The organism is Rhodoferax sp. (assembly GCF_011391645.1).
GTDB lineage: Bacteria > Pseudomonadota > Gammaproteobacteria > Burkholderiales > Burkholderiaceae_C > Rhodoferax.
Window position 1 is genome coordinate 1 of the sequence record NZ_JAABQC010000034.1, and the last position, 22,925, is coordinate 22,925.

Annotated in this window: 19 protein-coding genes; 6 read left to right on the forward strand and 13 right to left on the reverse strand. The window is 61.1% G+C overall.

Annotation, left to right across the window (positions count from 1 at the left end; translation table 11 throughout):
- The first annotated feature begins 142 nt into the window (after positions 1-142).
- Both GPS82_RS06305 and GPS82_RS06310 read left to right on the forward strand, forming a co-directional pair.
- Positions 143-400, forward strand: coding sequence for a hypothetical protein (locus GPS82_RS06305; RefSeq protein ID WP_296492289.1), 258 nt, complete (start codon positions 143-145; stop codon positions 398-400).
- A 6-nt stretch (positions 401-406) separates the two neighbouring features.
- Positions 407-1,291: an alpha/beta hydrolase gene (locus GPS82_RS06310; protein WP_296492291.1), complete on the forward strand. Its 885-nt coding sequence runs from the start codon at positions 407-409 to the stop codon at positions 1,289-1,291.
- A gap of 159 nt (positions 1,292-1,450) precedes the next feature.
- Here the strand turns inward: GPS82_RS06310 and GPS82_RS06315 are convergent, their stop codons facing one another.
- Genes GPS82_RS06315 through mfd form a run of 7 tightly spaced genes read right to left on the reverse strand, consistent with a single transcriptional unit; the run spans position 1,451 to position 9,666 of the window.
- Entirely contained in the window at positions 1,451-2,089 is a 639-nt protein-coding gene (locus GPS82_RS06315; RefSeq protein WP_296492292.1) for a general secretion pathway protein GspB, read from the reverse strand.
- A 4-nt stretch (positions 2,090-2,093) separates the two neighbouring features.
- Positions 2,094-3,791, reverse strand: coding sequence for an AAA family ATPase (locus GPS82_RS06320; protein WP_363717259.1), 1,698 nt, complete (start codon positions 3,789-3,791; stop codon positions 2,094-2,096).
- On the reverse strand, positions 3,788-4,504 hold the full coding sequence (gene serB, locus GPS82_RS06325; RefSeq protein ID WP_296492293.1) for a phosphoserine phosphatase SerB: 717 nt from the start codon (positions 4,502-4,504) through the stop codon (positions 3,788-3,790). Before serB ends, GPS82_RS06320 begins: the two co-directional genes overlap by 4 nt.
- A 59-nt stretch (positions 4,505-4,563) precedes the next feature.
- Entirely contained in the window at positions 4,564-5,004 is a 441-nt protein-coding gene (locus GPS82_RS06330) for a type II toxin-antitoxin system VapC family toxin (RefSeq protein ID WP_296492297.1), read from the reverse strand.
- The gene (locus GPS82_RS06335; RefSeq protein ID WP_296492299.1) at positions 5,004-5,321 is read right to left on the reverse strand and encodes a virulence-associated protein VapB; all 318 of its coding nucleotides are present in this window, start codon (positions 5,319-5,321) and stop codon (positions 5,004-5,006) included. Before GPS82_RS06335 ends, GPS82_RS06330 begins: the two co-directional genes overlap by 1 nt.
- 57 nt (positions 5,322-5,378) lie before the next feature.
- Positions 5,379-6,161: an NRDE family protein gene (locus tag GPS82_RS06340; RefSeq protein ID WP_296492301.1), complete on the reverse strand. Its 783-nt coding sequence runs from the start codon at positions 6,159-6,161 to the stop codon at positions 5,379-5,381.
- A 16-nt stretch (positions 6,162-6,177) separates the two neighbouring features.
- Positions 6,178-9,666 carry a transcription-repair coupling factor gene (mfd, locus tag GPS82_RS06345; protein ID WP_296492332.1) on the reverse strand — a complete coding sequence of 1,163 codons (3,489 nt, stop codon included), beginning with the start codon at positions 9,664-9,666 and terminating at the stop codon, positions 6,178-6,180.
- Positions 9,667-9,774: 108 nt separating this feature from the next.
- Between mfd and ispD the strand changes: the two genes are divergently transcribed.
- Together ispD and ispF are read left to right on the forward strand one after the other, a co-directional pair.
- Positions 9,775-10,500: a 2-C-methyl-D-erythritol 4-phosphate cytidylyltransferase gene (gene ispD, locus GPS82_RS06350; RefSeq protein WP_296492303.1), complete on the forward strand. Its 726-nt coding sequence runs from the start codon at positions 9,775-9,777 to the stop codon at positions 10,498-10,500.
- A gap of 21 nt (positions 10,501-10,521) precedes the next feature.
- Entirely contained in the window at positions 10,522-10,998 is a 477-nt protein-coding gene (gene ispF, locus GPS82_RS06355) for a 2-C-methyl-D-erythritol 2,4-cyclodiphosphate synthase (RefSeq protein ID WP_296492306.1), read from the forward strand.
- 12 nt (positions 10,999-11,010) lie between these two features.
- Here ispF and GPS82_RS06360 read toward each other — a convergent pair whose 3' ends face one another.
- Complete coding sequence (locus tag GPS82_RS06360; protein ID WP_296492308.1) at positions 11,011-11,916, reverse strand: CoA transferase; 906 nt, start codon at positions 11,914-11,916, stop codon at positions 11,011-11,013.
- 261 nt (positions 11,917-12,177) lie between these two features.
- On the opposite strand from GPS82_RS06360, the gene GPS82_RS06365 reads away from it, so the two are divergent.
- A complete protein-coding gene (locus tag GPS82_RS06365; RefSeq protein WP_296492310.1) occupies positions 12,178-13,422 on the forward strand; it encodes a nitronate monooxygenase in 1,245 nt (414 codons plus the stop codon).
- A 15-nt stretch (positions 13,423-13,437) separates the two neighbouring features.
- Here the strand turns inward: GPS82_RS06365 and GPS82_RS06370 are convergent, their stop codons facing one another.
- The 5 genes from GPS82_RS06370 to GPS82_RS06390 all read right to left on the reverse strand — a co-directional run bounded on the left by GPS82_RS06370 (position 13,438) and on the right by GPS82_RS06390 (position 20,314).
- Positions 13,438-14,124: a glutaredoxin family protein gene (locus GPS82_RS06370; RefSeq protein WP_296492312.1), complete on the reverse strand. Its 687-nt coding sequence runs from the start codon at positions 14,122-14,124 to the stop codon at positions 13,438-13,440.
- A 9-nt stretch (positions 14,125-14,133) separates the two neighbouring features.
- The gene (locus GPS82_RS06375) at positions 14,134-16,188 is read right to left on the reverse strand and encodes a M3 family metallopeptidase (protein ID WP_296492315.1); all 2,055 of its coding nucleotides are present in this window, start codon (positions 16,186-16,188) and stop codon (positions 14,134-14,136) included.
- Positions 16,185-17,060, reverse strand: a complete 876-nt coding sequence (gene folD, locus GPS82_RS06380) for a bifunctional methylenetetrahydrofolate dehydrogenase/methenyltetrahydrofolate cyclohydrolase FolD (RefSeq protein ID WP_296492318.1) — start codon at positions 17,058-17,060, stop codon at positions 16,185-16,187. The genes GPS82_RS06375 and folD overlap by 4 nt, the downstream gene beginning before the upstream one ends.
- 78 nt (positions 17,061-17,138) lie before the next feature.
- Positions 17,139-17,765: a response regulator gene (locus GPS82_RS06385; protein WP_296492319.1), complete on the reverse strand. Its 627-nt coding sequence runs from the start codon at positions 17,763-17,765 to the stop codon at positions 17,139-17,141.
- Positions 17,762-20,314 carry a PAS domain-containing sensor histidine kinase gene (locus GPS82_RS06390; RefSeq protein ID WP_296492322.1) on the reverse strand — a complete coding sequence of 851 codons (2,553 nt, stop codon included), beginning with the start codon at positions 20,312-20,314 and terminating at the stop codon, positions 17,762-17,764. Before GPS82_RS06390 ends, GPS82_RS06385 begins: the two co-directional genes overlap by 4 nt.
- Before the next feature lie 161 nt (positions 20,315-20,475).
- Here GPS82_RS06390 and aceE point away from each other — a divergent pair.
- Positions 20,476-22,925 (forward strand): pyruvate dehydrogenase (acetyl-transferring), homodimeric type (gene aceE / locus GPS82_RS06395; protein WP_296492324.1); only part of this gene is annotated, 2,450 nt, incomplete at its 3' end.

The following is a 22,925-nucleotide window of genomic DNA, read 5'->3' on the forward strand; positions in this document are numbered from 1 at the left end:
GGAGATGGTGCAAATACGTCTTGTCAGACCCCTGGTTCGGCAAGACTACGTGTTGGTGCTGGGTCAAGCAGTGAACGGTATTGAATCGGCAGATAACGCCCGTGGTTGACACAACAAGAAATTTATTTGCGAAAAAGTTGAAATGAGCACATTTTTGAAAGCAAGCTGTCTGGCGATCTATTTGCTGGCAGTCATTGGCGGTTTTGTGGCGCTGCCGTTCGGGTTGTCATCGGCGCTGCAAAACATCGCGGCGATTTTGCTGGGGCTTCATGCGCTCGAACTGGCCATCGCGTGGCGCAGTGTCGTGCGCCACGCGGGGCCGTTGGTGGACAGCATTGCCCTGACGCTGCTGTTTGGCTTCTTGCACTGGCTGCCGCTGGCCAAGCGCGACAGCCGCTGACACAAAATGCCGGCCCACCGGTTGATCGACAAGGCGGGTGCTTGCGCGCAAGAGGTGCGTTTTACATCTGACGATCACACCGTGCTTGTGGCGCAAGCTTGGGGAAATGCCGGTCACCGTCCGGTCATTCTGCTGCATGGTGGCGGACAGACACGTCATGCCTGGAAGACCACTGCCCGCAATCTGGCAGCGCGCGGCTTTTATGCCATAGCGGTGGATTTGCGCGGACATGGCGACAGCGGTTGGTCGCCCAGCGGCAAATACTCAATGGATGGTTTTGTGGCCGACCTGCGCTGCATTGCAAAGACTTGCCGTCAGCCACCTGTTGTGATCGGCGCCTCGCTGGGTGGCATCACGGGTCTGGTTTGCGAGGGCGAGGGCCCGCCCCTGATGGCCGCGCTTGTTTTGGTCGATGTGACGCCGACTGTGCAACAGACCGGAATCGAGAAGATTCGCCTGTTCATGGGTGCCCAAGCGAAGGAGGGATTTGCCAGTGTGGAAGCCGCTGCCGATTCGATCGCAGCCTACCTGCCGCATCGCCCGCGGCCCCGTTCGCTCGCCGGGCTGGGTAAAAACTTGCGGCAACATGCTGATGGCCGCTACCGCTGGCATTGGGATCCCGCACTTCTGGATTTCAGCGATCAGTCGCTCACGGCTGCGCTCAGCACACGCCTCACTGCGGCAGCCAGGGGGCTAAAGGCACCCGTGTTGCTGGTGCGTGGCGGCGCCAGTGAGCTGGTCAGCACGGCTGATGTCGAGCAGTTTCTCAAGCTTGTGCCCCACGCCCGCTATGCCAATGTTGCTGATGCGGGTCATATGGTGGCTGGCGATGTGAATGACCAGTTTGGCATTGCCGTGCTCGACTTTCTGCTCAAGCTTCCAGACACCTGAACTTGAAAGATGCCGCTGTTTCTGAGCGGTTGCGCAGTTTCACCAGCAACAGGGTGGCTGCCAGAATGACGTCATTCGCAAGCACGACCGTCGATGGGCCCGGGCTGTCATGTTGGACCCGTTGCCGGCCACCTGGTCGTCACAAGCCTGGAAAAGCTTTCAGTGCATGACGCGAAATCGGGTGCCCCTGAAGCTGAACACCGAACTGCGCGGCTGGATTTCTTCCAGCACCAGATCAGGGGCGACCTGGGCGCCTTGTGCCAGCACCAGGTTGTTGACCAGCAGCAGCCGCTGCGTGGGGCTGGTTGAGTACACGTTGCCGGTGATGGTGATTTTGGGGATCTGGCTGCGCAAGTCTTGCGGCAAGTCCGTGAGCAGCGGTGCAGCGGCGGGTGCTGTGGCTGCTGGGGCCGAAACGGCAGCTTTGGCCGGTGCGGCCGGCTTGGAGGATGGCACTGCCGCTGCTTTGGCCGGGGCAGTCCTTGCCGGCGTTTGCGCCGGCACTTGGGGCGCTAGAACAAGCTGAACGGGTGCCGAGGGCATGACTGGCTTGGGCAACGACTGTTCTGCGGGTGGTGACACTGGCGGGGGTGGGTTGCCAGGCGCGCGCCAAAACCAAAAACCTGCTGCCAGCAAAAGCAGCGTTACACCCGCTGCCATGGCCAGGAGCAACGAGCGGCTGGTGTCGGCGTTGCCGGGGCTGCCGGAGGGGACCTGGTGGCGTGTGTGCAAGCCGGGGGCCGCGCCCCGTTCACGCTCCGCATCGGCCCTTTTGAGGGCATCAAGAATGTAGGACATTGGTTTATCGTGGGTCAGTGAGCAGACGGGGAAATTGGCCCTGGGTGGCGCTCTCGATCTGCATGAAAGTCATGGGGCCGGGCCGGCCGTCGGGCGTGATGCCACGGGCGCGCTGGAAAGCCCGCACCCGCGCGCGCAGGTCAGCGTCCAGAGCAAGGGGCGCAGAATCGGTGCCCGCAGACGGCCCGCCGTCAAGCTGGTTCAAGCGGCTGGCCAGCCAGTCAATGGCCGGGCCGCTGCTGCCTTCTTGCAGTCCGCCGTTGTAGCCGGGTGGGGCCCGCCAGTAGCTGGCAAAGTCGCCGCGCCAGAACTGCGCCAGCTCAACCAGCCTGACGGTGTGCAGGCGCCCGTCAAGCCGCAATGAGGCCGTTTGATCTGACAAGCCCGCCAGCACCGCATACACGGCCGGGCCTTGGGTCGCCTGCAGTGTCAGGATGCCTGGGCGATTGAGTTGACGCAGCAGCGGCATGGTTAATTTGCTGGCGCGGTAACACTGCAAGTCTTGTGTGCTGGCCGCCTGGCAGGGGTCGGCGCTGTTGTCTGGCAGCTTCCAGTCAGGCGCCAGCGCGCGCCAGGCGCCGTCGACGTCGGCTGGCAACTGCGGCCAAAGGGTCTGCAGGCTTTCAATTTGGACGACCGGCAAAGCGGCCACAGGCTGGGTGGGCGAGGTTGAAGCGTCTGTTTTTGGGGGTTCCGCTTGCGCCGCGGGTGCTGTTTGGGCGGTTGGTTGGGGGTTTTCCTGCCCTGAAAAAATCTGCAAACCCAGCAATACCAGGGCTGCCAGCAGGGCCACGCCGGCCAAGGTGTAGCCCAGAAGTTGGCGCCCGACACCCGGTTTGTTCACCGTCTCAGGGCCAAACACTTCAGACGCCGCTTTGTCCACCACCGACCGGCTGACGCCGGGCAGTCCATTGGCCCACGCGCCCAGCAGCGCCCGCCCGCACAGCAGGTTGATGCGCCGGGGTACGCCGCGCGTGAGTTGGTGAATGCGCTGCAGCGCTTTGGGCTCAAACGGCAACGTGCCCGTGTGACCGGCCACGCCCAGGCGGTGTCCGATGTATTGGGTGGCTTCAGTCGGGGTCAGCGCGTCCAGGTGAAAACGCGCAATCACGCGTTGCGCCAGTTGTTCCAGTTCGGGCCGCGCGAGCATGTCGCGCAGCTCAGGCTGGCCGATCAGCACAATCTGCAGCAGCTTGCGCTCGTTGGTTTCCAGGTTGGTCAGCAGGCGCAACTGCTCCAGCACCTCAGGCGACAAGTTTTGCGCTTCGTCGATGATGAGCACGCTGCTTTGGCCGCTGGCATGGCTTTGCAGCAAAAAGGCGTTGAGCGCGTCAATGTAGTCCTTGACTGTCGGCGTGCCTGACGCAACCGGGCCGAGCGTGATGTGAAACTCTTCGCAGATCGACTGCAGCAATTCCGGCACGCTGAGCTTGGGATTGAAGATGTAGGCGACATGGCAGTCGGGCGGCACCTGCGCCAGAAAGCAGCGGCAAATGGTGGTCTTGCCGGTGCCGATGTCGCCGGTCAGCAGCACAAAGCCACCCCCTGTGCCACCGGTGGACTGCGTCCCGCCCGCCACGCCATAGAGCAGGTGCGCCAGGGCCTCGCGGTGGCGCTCGCTCATGAACAGGTAGCGCGGGTCAGGTGCGATTGAAAACGGGTCCTGGCTCAGGCCGAAGTGGGCGGCGTACATGGTGCTCATGCGCTTTGAAAAAGTTCCAGCAAGCGGTCAAGCCCGCCGGATTCGATCGATACATTGGCAAATTCACGCACCGCCGGCTGTGCGTGGTAGGCCACCGACAAGCCTGCCACGCTCATCATGGGCAGGTCGTTGGCGCCGTCACCCATGGCGATGGTCTGTTTGGGGTTGATGCCCAGGGTGTCGCACATCTGTAGCACCATGCTGCGCTTTTCGGCACCATCACAAATATCGCCCCAGGGCTGGTGCACCATGCGGCCGGTGAGCATGCCGTTGTCCAGTTCCAGCACATTGGCGCGGCTGTAGTCGATGCCGAGTCGGTCGCGAATTCGGTCGGTAAAAAAAGTGAAGCCGCCCGAGACCAGCAGCACCTTGAGTCCGGCCTGCCGGCAGGCGCTCACCAGTTCGGCAGCGCCGGGGTTGAGTTGCAGGTGGTTTTGGTAAATGCGCTCCATGTCGGCCAGCGTGACGCCCTTGAGCAGGGCCACGCGCTGGCGCAGGCTCTCCTTGTAGTCACTGATCTCGCCGCGCATGGCGGCTTCGGTGATGGCCGCCACCTGCGGCTTGCGGCCGACTGCATCTGCAATTTCATCGACACACTCAATGTTGATGAGGGTCGAGTCCATGTCAAAGGCGATCAATTTGTAGTCAAGCAAATTCAGCGGCGTGGTGATGCCTGCAATCATCAGGCCGGGGGCGAAGACGGAGGGTTTCATGGAAAAGAGGATGGATATTTTTTGTGATGATCTGGCGCGATATCAGCCAGCTTGAGAATTCATTTTTGTGACGTGCTTGCCAGCAACCAGTTTTCCAGCTGCAGCCCGGGCACGCGGGCAAATTCTGCGTCGCCTGACACCAGTGTGGCACCCAGCGCCAGCGCGTGGGCGGCGATGAGGGTGTCATTGGGGCCGATGGGGGTGCCAGACAGTTCGAGGTCGGTCCGCAGCTCGGCGTAGTGGGTCGCAACGGCAGATTCGAGTGCAAGCACATCGATCGAGGCCATCACGCGCTCGTATTGCGTGGACCAGCGCGGGTTGGTGCGCCTGCGCAAACCGAAGAGCAGTTCGCATTGCACCACAACACTGGTGCACACCTTGCTGTTGGGCTCATTTGCCGCAATCGACAGCGCTTGCTGAGCGGCGGTGCCGGTGGGGTTGCGCATCAGGTCGGAAATGACGTTGGTGTCGAGCAAATACAGCTTGGAGTCAATCGCCATCAGTTTCCCCCAAAATCGATGTCGTCGAGCGGGAGCAGGCTGGCATCGACGTCCGGGAAGGCTTCGTCAACCGTGCCCGCGGTGGTCATTTCCTGGAGTGCCAGCGCCAGGGCGGCCATGGTGCCTTTGGCGGGTTTGTCTGGCACCAACTCCAAAATCAGCCGGTTGCCTTCACGGTGCATGAGTGCGTCGGTGCCGGGCAATTCGAATTCTTTCGGAATTCGCACGGCCTGGTTGGCGCCGTTGCGAAACAGGCGCACATGGCGGGCCGGTGACTCTGGCGAATAGTCGGCGGCTTTTTCGGAGGCGATGGGCATGGTGGTTCTCCCGAGTCGGTGATGCCTTGAGTCTAGCCTATGCTGCGGCATATGTCCTCACGAGACACGCTGACAGCTCAAGGTGCGCTGCAAAGTTGCCGTGACTTGCCGGGTGCCGGTGCTGCCATTGGCGTCAAAGCTTTGCTCCAGAAACGAGATGTGACCGTCCTCAAAGCGCAGCACGCTGCAGGCCCGGGTGCCGTAGTCGGGCAGGGTGACGAAGGCGGCTGAGAGCGCGCGCTCAAGTGCCAGCGGGATACCGGTGACGGGCAGGTCGGTATCGGCGGCGAGCGCAGGGTTGTGCAGCAGTGCCAGCAACTGGGTATCACCGGGGTGGGCTTGGGCCAGCAGGGTTTGCAGGCTACCGCTCAAATTTGCCAGCTTGGGCCAGGGGGTCAGAAAGTCGGCATTGGACACGGCACCGATGCCCGGCTGCATGGCCATGACCTTGGCGTGCCGGCTTTCCAGACCCATCAGGCTGGTGCCATCAAAAACCAGCAGGTTGAACGGGTTGTAGTTGGCGGCGCAGCCGGCCAATTCGGTCAGGTAGCCGCGGGCGCTGGTATCGGCCTGCAAAAAGGCGCTGACCAGTTCGCCGCGCGAAGGCGCCTCAGCCTTCACATTGGCGGGGTCGCGGTGGTTGGTGAGTGCCGCCAGACGGCCCGTGCGGCTGATACCCAGCCAGGTGCCACCGGCCTGCAAATCGCGCCCGGCCAGAATCGGCGCGTCGTCCCACCAGTGCAGTGGCGCGGTCGGGCGCGCATAGAACTCGTCGCGGTTGGCAATCAGCAGCAGCGGGTTGGGGCTGTCTGGCTGCCAGTTCCAGGCGATCAGGCACATGGGGTGTGCTCCTTGGTCAGGCGGCAACCGCAGCCGTTGCCAGCACCGGTTGCCCCAGGTTGCGCAGCACATCGCGCACCATCTTGGCCCGGTCTGCGGCCTCCGGCAAGGCGCGCTCGATGCGCAGTTTTTCGTTGCCAGCGAGACGGATGTGCTTGTTTTTCTGGATCAGCGCAATGATCTTCATGGCGTCGATCGGCGGATCTTTCTTGAAGGTGATGGTGATGATGCCCGGCGCGGCATCGACCTTGAGCACGCCGTAGGGTTGGCTGATGACGCGCAGGCGGTGCACGTCGATCAGGGTTTGCGCCTGCGCTGGCAACTTGCCGAAGCGGTCGATGATTTCTTCCATCAGGCCATCGATCTGCTCGGCAGTTTTGGCGGTGGCCAGCTTCTTGTAAAACGACAAGCGCAGGTGCACGTCGCCACAAAAGTCGTCGGGCAACAGCGCGGGCGCGTGCAGATTGATGTCGGTGGCCACGTTGAGCGGGTTCAGCAGGTCGGGCTCGATGCCGGCCTTGAGGCAGCGCACCGCCTCTGACAGCATTTCGTTGTAAAGCTGGAAACCGACTTCGAGCATGTTGCCGCTCTGGTTTTCGCCCAGCACCTCACCGGCACCGCGGATCTCGAGGTCATGCATGGCCAGATAAAAGCCGCTGCCGAGTTCTTCCATGGCCTGGATCGCATCCAGCCGCTGCTGGGCCTGCTTGGTCAGGCCTTCCAGGTCGGGCACCATCAAATAGGCATAAGCCTGATGGTGGCTTCGGCCCACGCGACCGCGCAGCTGGTGCAATTGGGCCAGTCCGAACTTGTCGGCGCGGCTCATGACAATGGTGTTGGCCGTGGGCACGTCGATGCCGGTCTCGATGATGGTCGAGCAAAGCAGCAAATTGGTGCGTTGCGCCACAAAGTCGCGCATCACACTCTCCAACTGGCGCTCGGGCATCTGGCCGTGGGCCACGGCAATGCGGGCTTCGGGCAGCAATTCTTCCAGTTTTGCGCGACGGTTCTCGATGGTTTCGACCTCATTGTGCAAAAAGTAAATCTGGCCGCCGCGCTTGAGCTCGCGCAGCACCGCCTCCCGGATCACGCCTGCTCCTTCAGTGCGCACAAAGGTCTTGATCGCCAGGCGGCGCTGTGGCGCGGTGGCGATCACGCTCAGGTCGCGCAGGCCTTCGAGTGCCATGCCCAGTGTGCGGGGGATCGGTGTGGCAGTGAGCGTGAGCACGTCAACTTCGGCGCGCAGGGCTTTCATCTGCTCCTTGTGGCGCACGCCAAAGCGGTGCTCCTCGTCGATGATCAACAGCCCCAGGTTTTTGAAGTGGGTGTTCTGGCTTAGCAATTTGTGGGTGCCGACCACGATGTCGATGGTGCCGTCGGCCACGCCTTTCAAAGCCGCAGTGATCTCTTTGCCAGACCTGAAGCGGCTCATCTCGGCCACTTTCACCGGCCATTTGGCAAAACGGTCCACCAGCGTCTGGTAATGCTGCTCGGCCAGCAGGGTGGTGGGCGCCAGAAACGCCACCTGCTTGCCGCCGGTGATGGCAACAAAAGCGGCGCGCAGAGCCACCTCGGTCTTGCCAAAACCGACGTCACCGCAGATCAGCCGGTCCATCGGGCGCGGGCTGATCATGTCCTGGATCACGGCATGGATGGCGGCTTTCTGGTCGGCTGTTTCCTCAAAGCCGAACTCGTTGGCAAAGGCCTCGTAGTCGGCGGGCGAGTATCGGAACGCATGGCCCTGACGGGCAGCACGGCGGGCGTAAATGTTGAGCAGCTCGGCGGCACTGTCGCGCACCTGCTCGGCGGCTTTGCGCTTGGCTTTTTCCCACTGGCCGCTGCCCAGTTTGTGCCAGGGCGCTTCGTCGGGGCTGACGCCGGTGTAGCGGCTGATCAGTTGCAACTGGCTGACTGGCACGTAGAGCGTGGCTTTGTCAGCGTATTCGAGGTGCAAAAATTCCTGAATCTCGGGTTCGCCGTTGGGCAACTTGTTGCCCAGGTCCAGATTGATCAGGCCACGGTAACGGCCAATGCCATGGGCGGAATGCACCACCGGGTCGCCCACTTTCAGTTCGCTCAAGTCCTTGATGAGCGCTTCAACGTCGCTGACCTGTTCCTGCTTTTTGCGCCGGCGCGTGGTCGGGCTGGCGGCAAAGAGTTCGGTTTCGGTGACAAAGTCGATGCCGGCATCGAGCCAGGCAAAGCCCATGGCCAGGCCGGAGGTGGCGATGCCGATGGGTTCCTTGCTCGCCTGAAACTCGGCCAGCGAGTCAAACGACGGCGGGTCGAACTGGCTGCTGTGCAAAAAGTCCAGCAAGCTGGCACGCCGGCCATCGCTCTCGGCCAGCACCAGCACGCGCTGCTGGGTGTTGCGGATGTGGGCCTTGAGCCTGGCCAGCGGGTCTTCGGCGCCGCGTACCGCGGTTAGGTCGCCCAGGCGCACAAAGTGGGCGCTGTCGGCCACCTCGTCCACCGCCGCGCGCAGCGCCAATTGGGCATGCTGGTTGACCCGGGCATAAAACTGCTCGGCGCTTAAAAACAGCGCGTCGGGCGGCAGCACCGGCCGCTCCGGGTCGCCTTGCACCAGCCGGTAGCGCTCGCGCGTGTCCTGCCAGAAGTGGGCAAAAGCGGGTTCGAGGTCGCCATGCAGCACCACAGTGGCGGTCTCGCCCAGGTAGTCAAAAACAGTTGCGGTCTCGTCAAAAAACAGCGGCAGGTAGTACTCGATGCCCGCCGTGGCCACACCTGTGCCGATGTCCTTGTAAATGCGGCTGCGGGTGGGGTCGCCCTCCAGCAGCTCGCGCCAGCGGCCGCGAAAGCGGGCCCGGGCGTCGTCGTCCATCGGGAACTCGCGCCCGGGCAGCAGGCGCACCTCGGGCACCGGGTACAGGCTGCGCTGGCTGTCGGGGTCGAAGGTGCGGATGCTGTCGATCTCGTCGTCAAACAAATCGACCCGGTACGGCACCAGGCTGCCCATGGGAAACAGGTCGATCAGGCCGCCGCGCACCGCGTATTCGCCAGGGCTGACCACCTGGGTCACATGGCTGTAGCCCGCCAGCGTCAGCTGCGCCTTGAGCTTGGCCTCGTTGAGCTGCTGCTTGACCTTGAATTGAAAGGTGTAGGCCGCCAAAAAAGACGGCGGGGCCAACCGGTACAGCGCCGTGGTGGCGGGCACGATCACCACGTCGGCGCCGGTGTCATGGTCGCGCTGGCTGATGCGCCACAGCGTGGCCAGGCGCTCGCTGATCAGGTCCTGGTGCGGCGAAAAGGTGTCATACGGCAACGTCTCCCAGTCGGGGAACAGCACGCAACGCAGCGAGGGCGCAAAAAACACCATCTCCTCGATCAGGCGCTGGGCGTCAAGGGCATCGGCCGTGACGATGGCTGTAACTTTGTGGGCGGCCTTGTCGCGCAAGGCCAGTTGAGCCAGCAGCAGCGCATCGGCCGAGCCGATCGGGCGCGGCAGCGTGTAGCGTTTGCCGGGAGTGAGTTTGGGTAATTCCATGTAAGGCGATTTGCTCATCAGAAGTGTGTGGGGCGTGACAAAAACGCCAAAACCCTGCGCAAGCTTTGGCAGGGTGTATGGCATCGATTCTAGAATGCAGCTTAAACCATGCCAGAACTTAACGACATTGCCCTTGCGCCCACCAGCGCGCCGCGTTGCTGGGCCCTTATTCCTTGTGCCGGAACGGGCTCACGCGCCGGCGCAGCGGGCCCCAAACAGTACCAGGTGCTGGCTGGCAAACCTATGGTGATGCACACCCTGGAGGCCTTTGCCGAAGTCTCTCGCATTGACCAAACCCTGGTGGTGGTGTCTCCGGATGACACATTTTTTCAAACGCCGGACGCGCTCAATGCGTCATTTTTAATAGCGGCTTGTGGTGGCTCAACGCGGGCGGCAAGCGTCTTCAATGGTTTGAACGCCTTGCAGGCCGAAGGTGCGGTGGGGCATGACTGGGTGCTGGTGCACGATGCAGCGCGCTGCCTGATCACGCCCGCTCAAATCAATCAATTGCTGGATGCCTGCCTGGCTGACGAGGTGGGTGGCCTGCTGGCGTTGCCGCTGCCGGATACGCTCAAGGTGGCGCAGGCGGGCAGGGTGACGGCCACCCTGCCACGCGCGGACAAATGGCTGGCGCAAACGCCACAGATGTTTCGCATTGGCAGCCTGATCGAGGCGCTGGAGTTGGCGGGTGACGCCGTCACTGACGAATCCAGCGCGATTGAAGCCATGGGCCTGAGCCCGAAACTGGTATTGGGCAGCGCGCAAAATTTCAAGGTGACTTATCCGGAGGACTTTGCACTGGCGCAGGCGCTGCTGCTGAGCCGCCAGGCTTAAGTCAATCAAAAGGCTCATGACATGAATTTCAGAATCGGTGAAGGCTGGGACATTCACGCGCTGGTGGCAGGGCGCAAGCTAATGTTGGGTGGCATTGAGGTGCCGCATCACCTTGGGCTGCTGGGCCACTCGGATGCCGATGTGCTGCTGCACGCCATCACCGACGCGCTGCTGGGAGCGGCCACGCTGGGCGACATCGGCAGTCATTTCCCGGATACCGACGCGCAGTTCAAGGGCGCGGATTCGAACGTGTTGCTGGCCGAAGCGGCGCGACTCGTGCGCGCCAAAGGCTATGAAATTGGCAATATCGACAGCACCATCATCGCCCAGGCGCCCAAGCTGATGCCTTACCTTCCCGCCATGCGCGCCAGGTTGGCGCAGACTTTGGGCATAACACTGGATCAGATCAACGTCAAAGCCAAAACGGCCGAAAAAATGGGCCCGGTTGGGTTGGGCCAGGCGATGGAAGCGCGCGCGGTGGTGCTGCTGACTTATTGACCTGGGCGTTCTTCAGTTCGGCAGAGTGTGCAGCGGAATATCGTTCTCAAGCGCCAGTTGCTCCAGTTCACTGCAGTTTCGATGTGCCACAAACCCGGCAATGGCCTGCTGTGTGGTCGGCTCCATCATCATGGCCGGTGTACTCCAGGTCAGCCCCGCAACGGCGCACAGGGACTTGGCAAAATGCGGCTCCAGCGCCGCCATGGCCACCCGGCCATCCCGGCAGGGGTAAAGCCGGTAGCCCGCGTGGCCACCGCCAATTGCAGTGCCCGGCAACGTCAGGCCCCAACGGCGCGGCAGGGCCAAATGGGCTGCGGCTTCTGACAAGGCCACTTCGAAAAGACGGCCTTTGCCGGTACTGTTTTGCAGCAAAACCGCCTGCAGCACGGCCTCCACAGTCATCAAGGCGCCAGCCATGTCGGCATACAGCGTGGCGGGCAAATCGAGTCCGGTGACGAGGCCGTTTTGAGCCAGGTAGGTGAGGTCGTGGCCAGGCGCTTCGGCTCTGGCGCCTGGTGCACCGACGATCATCACCAGCGATAACGCCGGGAAGACCCGATGTAGCGAAACCCAGTCCAATCCCAGTTTTTTCAGGGCTCCGGGGCGAAAAGAGGTCAGCAGCACGTCGGTTTTCGCCAGCTCGCGCTGCAACACTTTTTGACCGGCATCGGTTTTGAGATCAACCGACCGGACCCGAATGCCCGGATGCAAGGCGTCATAAGCCGGGCGGCTGTAGGCGCACATCGGGTCGCCCGTGACGCCAGCGGGCGCATTGGCCGGCGCCGGGGGCTCGAGCTTGACGCAGCGGGCCCCCATTCGCCTGAGTCGCAACAGGGCGGCCGGGCCGGGCAGATTGAGGCTCAGGCTGAGGATGTGAACACCCTTGAGGGTTTGCGGTGCTTTGGGTAAGGTGGCCATGGCTTCAGGTAAAACGAAATGTGGGTGATGGCCTGGGCTGTCGGGCGTGTGTGGGCAGTCACGAAGCGGTCTTGATGGGCATCTATTGTGAAGCACTTGAGTCCATCATGGGTAAACCGGGCGCGCTGTTTGTCATAGGGTGGGTTGGTTAGAATTGACCATCAGCAAGATCATTTCATCTTGCCATTTGTTGCCGTTGGACAGCCTGTTGGAGGGATTCGGCGGAGCCTCTCGAAGCGACTTTTTCGCTCAAGGATTTTCATGAAACGTGTTGACGATTTTCGCCTGAAGTTTGGCCAGAAAGAGTATGTGCCGATCATGGTCGGTGGCATGGGTGTGGACATATCAACGGCGGAACTGGCGCTCGAAGCAGCCCGCCTTGGCGGCATTGGGCATATTTCGGATGCCATGGTCAACGACGTGTCAGACCGGCGCTTTGACACCAGCTTTGTCAAGGACAAAACCAAGCAGTACAAGTACAACATCAACAACGCCGACAAGTCTGGCGTCAAGTTCGATCTGGATGTGTTGGCAGACGCCACGCGCCGCCATGTGGGCGCCACCATGGACGCCAAAAAGGGCGATGGCCTGATTTTTGTCAACTGCATGGAAAAGCTCACCATGAACGGCCCGCGCGAGACGCTGCAGGTGCGCATGGCGTCGGCGCTTGACGCCGGCATTGACGGCATCACCATGAGTGCGGGCCTGCATCTGGGTTCGTTTGGCCTGATTGCCGACCACCCGCGTTTTCGCGATGCCAAGCTGGGCATCATCGTCTCCAGCGTGCGCGCCCTGCAACTGTTCCTGCGCAAGAACGCGCGCCTCAATCGACTGCCCGATTTCGTGATTGTGGAGGGCCCGCTGGCCGGCGGTCACCTGGGCTTTGGCATGGACTGGGCGCAGTACGACCTCGCCACCATCATCGCCGAGGTGGTGCGGTACGTGAAAGACGAGCAACTCAACATTCCGGTGATTGCCGCGGGCGGTATCTTCACCGGCAGCGATGCTGTCTCATTCCTTGAGGCCGGTTCGGCCGCGGTGCAAGTGGCCACGCGCTTCACTGTGTCCAACGAATGCGGTTTGCCGGCTGACGCCAAGCAGGACTACTACCGCGCCAACGAGGAAGACATCGAGGTCAACACCATTTCGCCCACCGGTTATCCGATGCGCATGCTCAAAAGCTCTCCCGCCATTGGTGACGGCATTCGGCCTGGTTGCGAGTCGTATGGTTATCTGCTTGACGCCAATGGCAACTGCGCCTACATCACCTCGTACAACCGGGAGCTTGCCCTGCACCCCGATGGCAAAAACATCTCAGTGATGGACAAAACCTGCCTGTGCACGCAGATGCGCAATTTCAAGTTGTGGACCTGCGGCCACTACACCTACCGCCTCAAGGACACCACCCGCCGCAATCCGGACGGCACCTATCAGACGCTCAGCGCCGAACACATCTTCAAGGACTACCAGTTCAGCGTGGACCACCAGATAGCTTTGCCCGCCTGAGCGGACCTGAACCGGCTAAAACTGAATGCCGGCCGGGTTGGCGGGGTTTGGCCTGGGTTCTGTGATGGGAGGCAAGACCGGTTCTGCTGGCGCTGTGGTGCTGACCGCCGGCGCCACCGGTTTTTCTACAGCGACCAAGGGCATGGCTGGAGGCGCACGGTAGCCGGCTGGCAATTTGCTGCTCTGGGGATAGCCCGCAGCAGTCAGGTATTGGGCCCACTCCGAGGCCGAGAAACCTGCCACATGCTGAGTGCCAATCGTTAAAAATGGCAGCGAGTTGTTGCCACTCAACTTTTGCAGGGCGTCGGCATCCTGGGCGGTCGTGATGGTTTTTTCCGAGAACGGCACGCCCCTGGCAACGAGCAGGCTGCGCCCGCTGTCACAAGGCGCGCAATTGTTGCCGGTGTAGAGCGTGACCGGGTATTTGCCAACCACCTGACGCAACTCATAGGGCAGTGGCACGCCACTTTGGGCGGCCGCCAGTGTGCTGTTCACCGGGGTCACTTTGCTGGCGGGAGTGTCCGGCGGCTTGTCAGAAAAAGTCACCCTTCCGTCGGGCCCCACGATGCGGTAAAGCGTTTGCGCCTGCAAATTACCCGTGCCCAACAGGACGCAGCCACAGGCAAGCGCCAGCAGCCAGCGAAGTACTTGTTGCGGCGCAATCCGGTCAGATCGAACGGCAGTCCATTGTTGTTGCATCATGCATGCTCCTCAGGTTGTTGGCACCATGCCCTGGTGGCGCAGCAACGCGTCCAAAGTAGGCTCACGGCCCCGAAAGGCCTTGAACGACTCGATGGCCGGCCGGCTGCCGCCCGCTTCAAGAATGGCTTGGCGGTATTTTTGCCCAGTTTGCACGTTAGGTAAACCATCCGAGCCCATGGTTTCCTCAAACGCGGCATAGGCGTCACTGCTCAGCACCTCGGCCCATTTGTAGCTGTAGTAACCAGCCGCATAACCGCCGGCAAAGATGTGACTGAAGGTGTGCGCGGTGCGCGCCCAAGTGGGTGGCTGCAGCACAGCCACCTCCTGGCGCACCTGCTGCAGCAGCGGCATGATGTCATCGGCCGGGTCATGCGCCGTGTGCAGCAACATGTCAAACAAAGAAAATTCGATCTGACGCAGCGTCTGCATGCCGCTCTGGAAGTTTTTGGCGGCCAGCATCTTGTCGAACAGGGCGCGAGGCAGTGGTGCATCGGTGTCCACATGGGCGCTCATGTTTTTGATGACATCCCATTCCCAGCAGAAATTCTCCATGAACTGGCTCGGCAGTTCCACCGCGTCCCATTCGACGCCGCTGATGCCCGACACATCACGCTCGTTGACTTGTGTCAGCATGTGATGCAGGCCGTGGCCAAATTCGTGGAACAGGGTGGTCATGTCGTCATGCGTCAACAGTGCCGGTTTGCCGTTTACGCCACTGGCGAAGTTGCAGACCAGATGCGCCACGGGGGTCTGCAACTGGTGTGTGTCAGGGCGCAGCCAGCGCGCCCGCACGTCGTCCATCCAGGCGCCGCCGCGCTTGCCATTGCGCGCTTGCGGGTCAAGGTAAAACTGGCCCACCAGTTCGGGTGCGCTCTGGGCTGTAGCGCGCTCAATGCGGAAAAAGCGCACTGACTCATGCCACACTGGTGCGTGGTCTTCACGAATACTGACTTCAAACAGGGTTTGCACAATATTGAACAGGCCCGCCAGCACCCGGGGCAGGGGAAAGTATTGCTTGACCTCCTGTTCGTTGAAGTTGTAGCGTGCTTCCTTGAGCTTTTCGCTGATAAAAGGCCAGTCCCAGGCCTGCGGGTCGGGCAGGTTCAATTGCTCCCGGGCAAAGCTGCGCAAGTCGGCCAGGTCCTGCTCGGCAAAGGGCCGGGCGCGCTGGGCCAGGTCACGCAGAAAAGTCACCACCTGTTGCGCCGAGTCGGCCATTTTTGGCACCACCGACAGCGATCCGAAATCCGGATAACCCAGCAGTTTGGCCTCTTCCAGGCGCAGGGCCAGCAGTTCACTGATGATGTCGGTGTTGTCAAACTGGCTGAGGTCGGTGCCGGCCTGGTCCGAGGCGCGGGTGACATAAGCGCGGTACAGCATATGACGCAGCGCGCTGCTGCTGGCAAATTGCATCACCGGCAGGTAACACGGCATTTTCAGGGTCAATTTGAAGCCGTCCTTGCCTTCTGCCTGGGCTGCGTTGCGGGCGGTCTGCTTGATGTCGTCAGGCAGGCCATCAAGCTCGTCGGCTTGGGCGTAGTAGGCGAAGGCATCGGTCGCATCCAGGGCGTTTTCGCTGAATTTCTGGCTCAAATACGCCTGCCGCTCGGCTATTGCCGCAAAACGCTCCCGGTCAGCCCCCTGCAGGTCGGCGCCGCCCAGCACGAAGTTGCGCAGGGCGTTCTTGAGCGCCTGGCGCTGCTCGGTGTTGAGGCTCCCGGGGTCGATGCCCCGGTACTTGGCATACAACCGCTCGTCGGCGCCCAGGCGCGTGTAAAACTCGGTGACTTTTGGCAAGGCGGCGTTGTAGGCCGCGCGCAGCTCGGGCGTGTCGGCCACGCTGTTAATGTGGCTGACACTGCCCCAGGCGCGTGACAAGCGTTCGACGGCAACATCAAGCACCACGGAAATGCCAGACCAGCTGGGGGCAAAGTCGGGTGCTGTGACGGTTTCCAGAGCAAGGTTGGCCTGCGCCAGCAATTGCTCAATGGCCGGTGCGACGTGTTCCGGGCCAATCTGGTCAAAATGAGGAAGACCGTCAAAGGCGAGCAGGGGATTGTTCATGATGGAATGTTGGCGCTGCGTTCAGCGGCCTCAAGAGTGTTGACCAACAGCATGGTAATGGTCATGGGGCCAACCCCGCCAGGCACCGGGGTAATGGCGCTGGCGACCTGGCGCACGCCTTCAAAGTCGACATCGCCGCAGAGCTTGCCTTCATCGTTGCGGTTCATGCCCACGTCCAGCACCACAGCGCCGGGCTTGACCATGTCTTTGGTGAGCACATTGCGCTTGCCGACCGCCGCCACGATCACATCGGCCTGCAGTGTCATGGCTTTCAGGTCGGGCGTGGCGCTGTGGCAAATGGTCACGGTGGCATTTTTTTGCAGCAGCATCAGGGCCATGGGTTTGCCGACGATGTTGGAGCGACCGATCACCACCGCGTGTTTGCCCTTGAGGTCACAGTTGATGGATTCGAGCATCTTCATGCAGCCGTAGGGCGTGCAGGGCCAAAAGCCCGGCATGCCGGTCATCAGGGCGCCGGCGCTGGCCACGTGAAAGCCGTCGACATCCTTGAGCGGCGAAATGGCCTCGATCACCTTGCTGGCGTCAATGTGTTTGGGCACCGGCAGTTGCACCAGGATGCCGTGAATGGCGGGGTCGGCGTTCAGTGCCGCAATGCGCGCCAGCAGTTCCGCCTCGGTCAGGTGGGCATCGTACTTTTCCAGCACCGAATGAAAACCGCAGTCTTCGCAGCCCTTGACCTTGTTGCGCACATAGACCTGACTGGCCGGGTTTTCACCGACCAGAATCACCGCCAGGCCAGGTGTGATGCCGCGCGCCTTGAGGGCCTGGACCCGGGCCGTGACATCGGCGCGCAGCTTCTGGGAAAGGGCGACACCGTCGATGATGAGGGCGCTGTGGGGAGGTGTGGTCATGTCGGTTGGATCCATAAAAAAAGCCCGCTGGTCCGGATGGGGCGGGCGTGTTGGGTTGGGCCCGGGGTGACCCGGTGGTCAGGCCTTGATGGCGTTGGGTCCCAGTGCGATCTTGAGCAGGTCGGCCACTGTGTTGGCGCTGAGTTTTTCCATGATGTTGGCGCGGTGCGCCTCGACCGTTTTGATGCTGATGCCAAGGTCATCGGCAATCTGTTTGTTCAGCCGGCCCGCCACAATGCGCTCCAGCACCTGCGATTCGCGCAGCGTCAGGCGGCCCATCAGGGCATCGCGATTGAGGGCATTTTGAAATTCTGCAAACGAATCCCTGGCTTGCTCCAGCATGCGCTCCACCAGTGGCACCAGTTGCTCTTCGTTGAAGGGCTTCTGGATGAAGTCCATGGCGCCTTTTTTCATGGTGTCCACCGCCATGGGCACGTCCCCGTGGCCGGTGATGAACGCCAGCGGCAGCGGCGAGTTGCTTTCAATAAGCCGGTTTTGCAATTCCAGGCCGGTCATGCCGCCCATGCGTATGTCAACAATCAGGCAGGCGATTTCACGCGCATCGAACCGGTTCAAAAAGGACTCTGCGGAGTCAAAGCAGCGCACGCGGTAGTCTTTTCCCTCCAGCAGCCATTGCAACGAATCGCGAACGGCTTCATCGTCGTCGACGACGTAAACCGTGCCTTTTTTTGGAATCAAACTCATGGTGATATCTGCAATGTTGGTTGAACGGACCGCTTTGTGGGCGCTGTCGGCTGGGGTTCCGCAATCGGTATCCAAAAGGAAAAGCAGCAACCTGTTACGACGTCTCCATTGTAAAGGTTCTCGGCTTTCATTCTTCCGAGGTGTGACTCGACGATGGAGCGGCACAAGGACAGGCCGATACCCATGCCGTCGGCCTTGGTGGAATAGAACGCCTCATACAGGCGCGCCATCACCTCCGGCGCAATGCCCGAGCCCGAGTCGCTCACCATGAACTCGATCACCGCCTTGTCATCAACGTAGGTTTGCGCCACCTTAAGCGTGATGATGCGTTGCGCCGTCGGGCGTTGCGCTGCATCAACCGATTCGGCGGCATTTTTCAGCAGGTTGAGCAGTACCTGCTCAATCAGGATCGGGTCGACCAGCAGCCTGGGCAGTTTGGGCACCAGGTATTGGTTAAGTTTGACATTGCGCCGACGCAGCTCAATTTCTGCCAGCTCGACCGCCTCCGCGACCATCGTCTCCACGCTGGAGACGGTGCGGTTGGGCTCGCTGCGTTTCACAAAGGACCTGATGCGGTGGATGATCTGGCCTGCGCGGTGCGCCTGCTTTGCCGTTTTTTCCAGCGCGCCGAGCAGTTCTTCCTCGTTGATTTGCTTGTTTTTGATGCGCGACACCATGCCGTGGCAATAGTTGTTGATGGCCGTCAGCGGCTGGTTGAGTTCATGGGCCACGCTGGAGGCCATTTCGCCCATGGTGATCAGACGACTGGCATTTTGTGCGCGCTCAGCTTGAACCTGCGACTGTTCCTCGGCATGACGCCGGGCTGTGATGTCGGTGGCAATCACCAATTGCGCCAGGCGGCCATCGACCCAACTCAGGTAACGGGTGCGAACCTCCAGCCAGAGTCCCAGATTGTCAAGATAGATCTCGGCGCTCTCAGCGTCCTTGTCAGTCAGTTGGTCGGTAGGCAAACCGGCAAAGGCATCGACGGTATCGAGCGTTTCATCGCTGCTGATGGGGGGAGGAACGCCCGCTTCGGCCACCAGCTGCATATGGCCCTGCACTTGCGCGCCAAACCATTGGCGGTAAAGTTTGTTGGCAAACAGCAGCTCGTCGCTGCCCAGGGGCGCGACGGACACCGACGCATCCAGCGCTTCCAGCACAGTGGTAAAGCGTTCGTAGGAGGCGGCCAGTTGCTCGCGCGCCCGGTTCGGTTCGGTGATGTCGGTCATGGATGTCATCCACCCGGTCTGCATGCCAAATGCATCGATCAGCGGCGACACGTAGAGCCGGGCATCGAAGATGCTGCCATCTTTGCGTTTGACCCGAAACTGAATGCCGCCGGGCAATATTTTTCCCGCAAGTTCTTCGCCCAGTTTCTGCTGCAGAAACTCGAAATCATCTTCAGGCCAATAGGGAAAAGGTGCGGTCTTGCCCACCAGATCCGCCTCGCTCCAGCCTGTCATCCGGCAAAAAGCGGCATTCACGTAAGTGATGCGTCCATGCAGGTCGAGGGCGCGCATGCCGGTAAGCATCGAGTTTTCCATGGCACGGCGAAAAGCCGTTTCCTGGACCAGCGCGTCTTGCGCCCGGATGCGCCTGCGGGTGTGGCTCCAGTTGGCGAGCAGCAACCAGGCGGTGATGGCGCTGAGCACCATCACCAGCCAGAACAGGGCGCTGCCAATCACGCCCAACGAGGTTCGGTAGGCTTGACCACGCAGTGTCAAGCCTTTGCCAATGGGTGAAACCGGCATCTCATAGGCGTTGATGGGGCCGGCCCAGGGAAAGACGTGGCGCTTGAGCTTGTTTTCGGTGATCGTCGTGCCGGCCAGCAACTTGCCCTGTTCGTCGTGCAAGGAGATGGCGTATTCGGCGTTGATTTCGTTCGGAATGCCATAACGGAACATGGCATCCACAGAGTAATGCGCCAGCAGGGTTCCCTTGAACCTGGCTTTTTCAATCAGCGGCAGGTGCAGCTCCAGCGTGCTGTCGAGTCCGGGTGTGGCCTGCGGCGACGAATAAATGGGGACCAGCAACTCATGCGCAAGGGCGAAATTGTCGACGGTTTGAGTGCTGCCGGCGGCTGCTTCGCCCGTCTTTTGCGACGCCGTTGGCACGCGTGCGTTGTGGTAGTCCGCGCGAATCCGGCGCTGATCGTCAATCCAGGTCAGTCCTTGCAATTCAGGGTACAGATTGGTCAAAGACTCGGCCCGGCTCATGAAATCCTTGTGACTGATTTCACGGCTCGCCACTTCGCGCGCAAAACGCCCCAACTGCTCCTGTTGCTCGAGCAGGCGCAGGCGCAGGCGCTGCTGCGTGTATTCCACGTCACGGTTGATGGCCTCGCGCTCGCGCGAGATTTCTTCCAGGCGCAAGTAGGCAAAGGCCGACAGGATCGCCACCAGGAAAAGTAACACGGCCGCCAGCGGTGCCAACATTGCAAAACGATCCTGGCGCTGCGGCGTCAGGTGTGACCACCAGCCTTTCAGGCGCTGCAGCGGTTTTGCCTCAGTGGCATCGGGCAATAAGGGTCTGTCTGGCAGAAGCATGTGCAAGAGTGTAGGCCAGTGATGGCCAATTTCAATATTTCATAATATAAAAAGTGATAACACGATTTGAAATTTTAGAAAAACCCTACTAAAATTTAATCAGTTCCCAAAATGGCATATTCCACTACCATTCATGAGCCCAACAATACAGGAGACAAAACATGTCAGTCATACCCGAGAGCCGAGTAGGCCTTTCCGCGCCGGACGCAGATAGCCAGGAAACCCGCGAATGGATGGACGCTTTAAGCGCTGTCATCCAAAGCGAGGGCCCCGAACGTGCGCATTACCTGCTCGAGCAGTTGTTGGAGCATGCCCGCCAAAGCAGCATCGACATGCCGTTCTCGGCCAATACCGGCTACGTCAACACCATCGAGACTGACCAGGAAGAGCGTTGCCCCGGCAATATCGAAATCGAAGAACGCCTGCGTGCCTACATGCGCTGGAACGCCATGGCGATGGTGGTCAAAGCCAATCGCCACCACCCTGAAGACGGTGGCGATCTGGGTGGCCACATTGGCTCATTCGCCTCGCTGGCCCATATGTTTGGCGCCGGTTTCAACCACTTCTGGCATGCGGAATCGGAAAACCATGGCGGTGACTGTCTCTACATTCAAGGCCATGTGGCACCCGGCGTTTACGCCCGCGCCTACCTGGAAGGTCGTCTGACTGAAGAGCAACTGCTGCATTTCCGCCAGGAAACCGCCGGCAAGGGGCTGTCGAGCTACCCGCATCCCAAGCTCATGCCCGAGTTCTGGCAGTTCCCTACCGTCTCCATGGGGCTGGGCCCGCTGATGGCGATTTACCAGGCACGCTTTCTTAAATACCTGCATGCCCGTGGCATTGCCAACACCGAGAACCGCAAGGTCTGGGTGTTTTGCGGTGACGGCGAAATGGACGAGGTGGAAAGCCTGGGCGCGATCGGCCTGGCAGCCCGTGAAAAGCTCGACAACCTGGTGTTTGTCATCAACTGCAATCTGCAGCGCCTGGATGGGCCGGTGCGCGGCAATGGCAAGATCATTCAGGAACTGGAGGGCACTTTCCGCGGTGCCGGCTGGAACGTGATCAAGCTGCTGTGGGGCAGCGAGTGGGACCCACTGCTGGCGCGCGACAAGGACGGCGCCTTGCGCAAGGTCATGATGGACACGCTCGACGGCGATTACCAGACCTTCAAGTCCAACGACGGCGCTTATGTGCGCAAGCATTTCTTTGGCCGCGATCCGAAGACGCTGGAGATGGTGGCCAAGATGAGCGACGACGACATCTGGAGCCTGCGCCGCGGCGGTCACGACCCGCAAAAGGTCTACGCCGCCTACCACTCGGCAGTCAACCACAAGGGCGAGCCCACCGTGTTGCTGATCAAGACCGTCAAGGGTTTTGGCATGGGCAAAAGCGGTGAGGGCAAGAACAACGTGCACCAGACCAAGAAGCTCACCGACGAAGACATCAAGATCTTCCGCGACCGTTTCAACATTCCGATCCCTGACAGCCAGATTGCCGACATTCCGTTTTACAAACCGGCTGACGACACACCGGAAATGAAGTACCTGCACGAGCGCCGCAAGGCGCTTGGCGGTTACCTGCCGCACCGCCGCACCAAGGCTGACGAGCATTTCACCGTGCCGGCACTGGAAGTCTTCAAAAGTGTGATCGAACCCACGGCAGAAGGCCGCGAGATTTCCACCACACAGGCCTATGTGCGCTTTTTGACGCAGTTGCTGCGCGACCAGGCGCTGGGCCCGCGCGTGGTGCCAATTCTGGTCGACGAGGGCCGCACCTTCGGCATGGAAGGGCTGTTTCGCCAGATTGGCATCTACAACCCGGACGGCCAGCAATACACGCCGGTCGACAAAGACCAGGTGATGTACTACAAGGAAGACGTCAAGGGCCAGGTGCTGCAGGAAGGCATCAATGAAGCCGGCGGCATGGCCAGTTGGATTGCGGCTGCCACCAGCTACTCCACCAGCAACCGCATCATGGTGCCGTTTTACGTGTATTACTCGATGTTTGGCTTTCAGCGCATTGGCGACCTGGCCTGGGCTGCCGGCGACATGCAGGCGCGCGGCTTCCTGCTGGGTGGCACCAGCGGGCGCACCACCCTCAACGGCGAGGGCCTGCAGCACGAAGACGGTCACAGCCATATTCTGGCGGGCACGATTCCGAATTGCGTCAGTTACGACCCGACCTTCGCCCATGAAGTCGGCGTGATCCTGCACCATGGCCTCAAGCGCATGGTGGAGAAGCAGGAAAACGTCTATTACTACGTTACCCTGCTCAATGAAAATTACGCCATGCCTGGCCTGACGCCAGGCACCGAGGAGCAGATCATCAAGGGCATGTACCTGTGCAAACCCGGCGCGGCTGGCGCGGCCGGTCTCCGTGTGCAATTGCTGGGTTCGGGCACTATCCTGCGTGAGAGTTTTGCGGCCCAAGCCCTGCTGGCCCAGGACTGGGGTGTGACTGCCGACGTCTGGAGCTGCCCCAGCTTCAACGAGTTGGCGCGCGATGGCCAGGCCTGCGAACGTGTCAACCTGCTGCACCCCGCGGCCGAGCCCCAGGTGTCGTTTGTGGCGCAACAACTTGCGGGTCATGACGGCCCGGTGGTGGCGTCAAC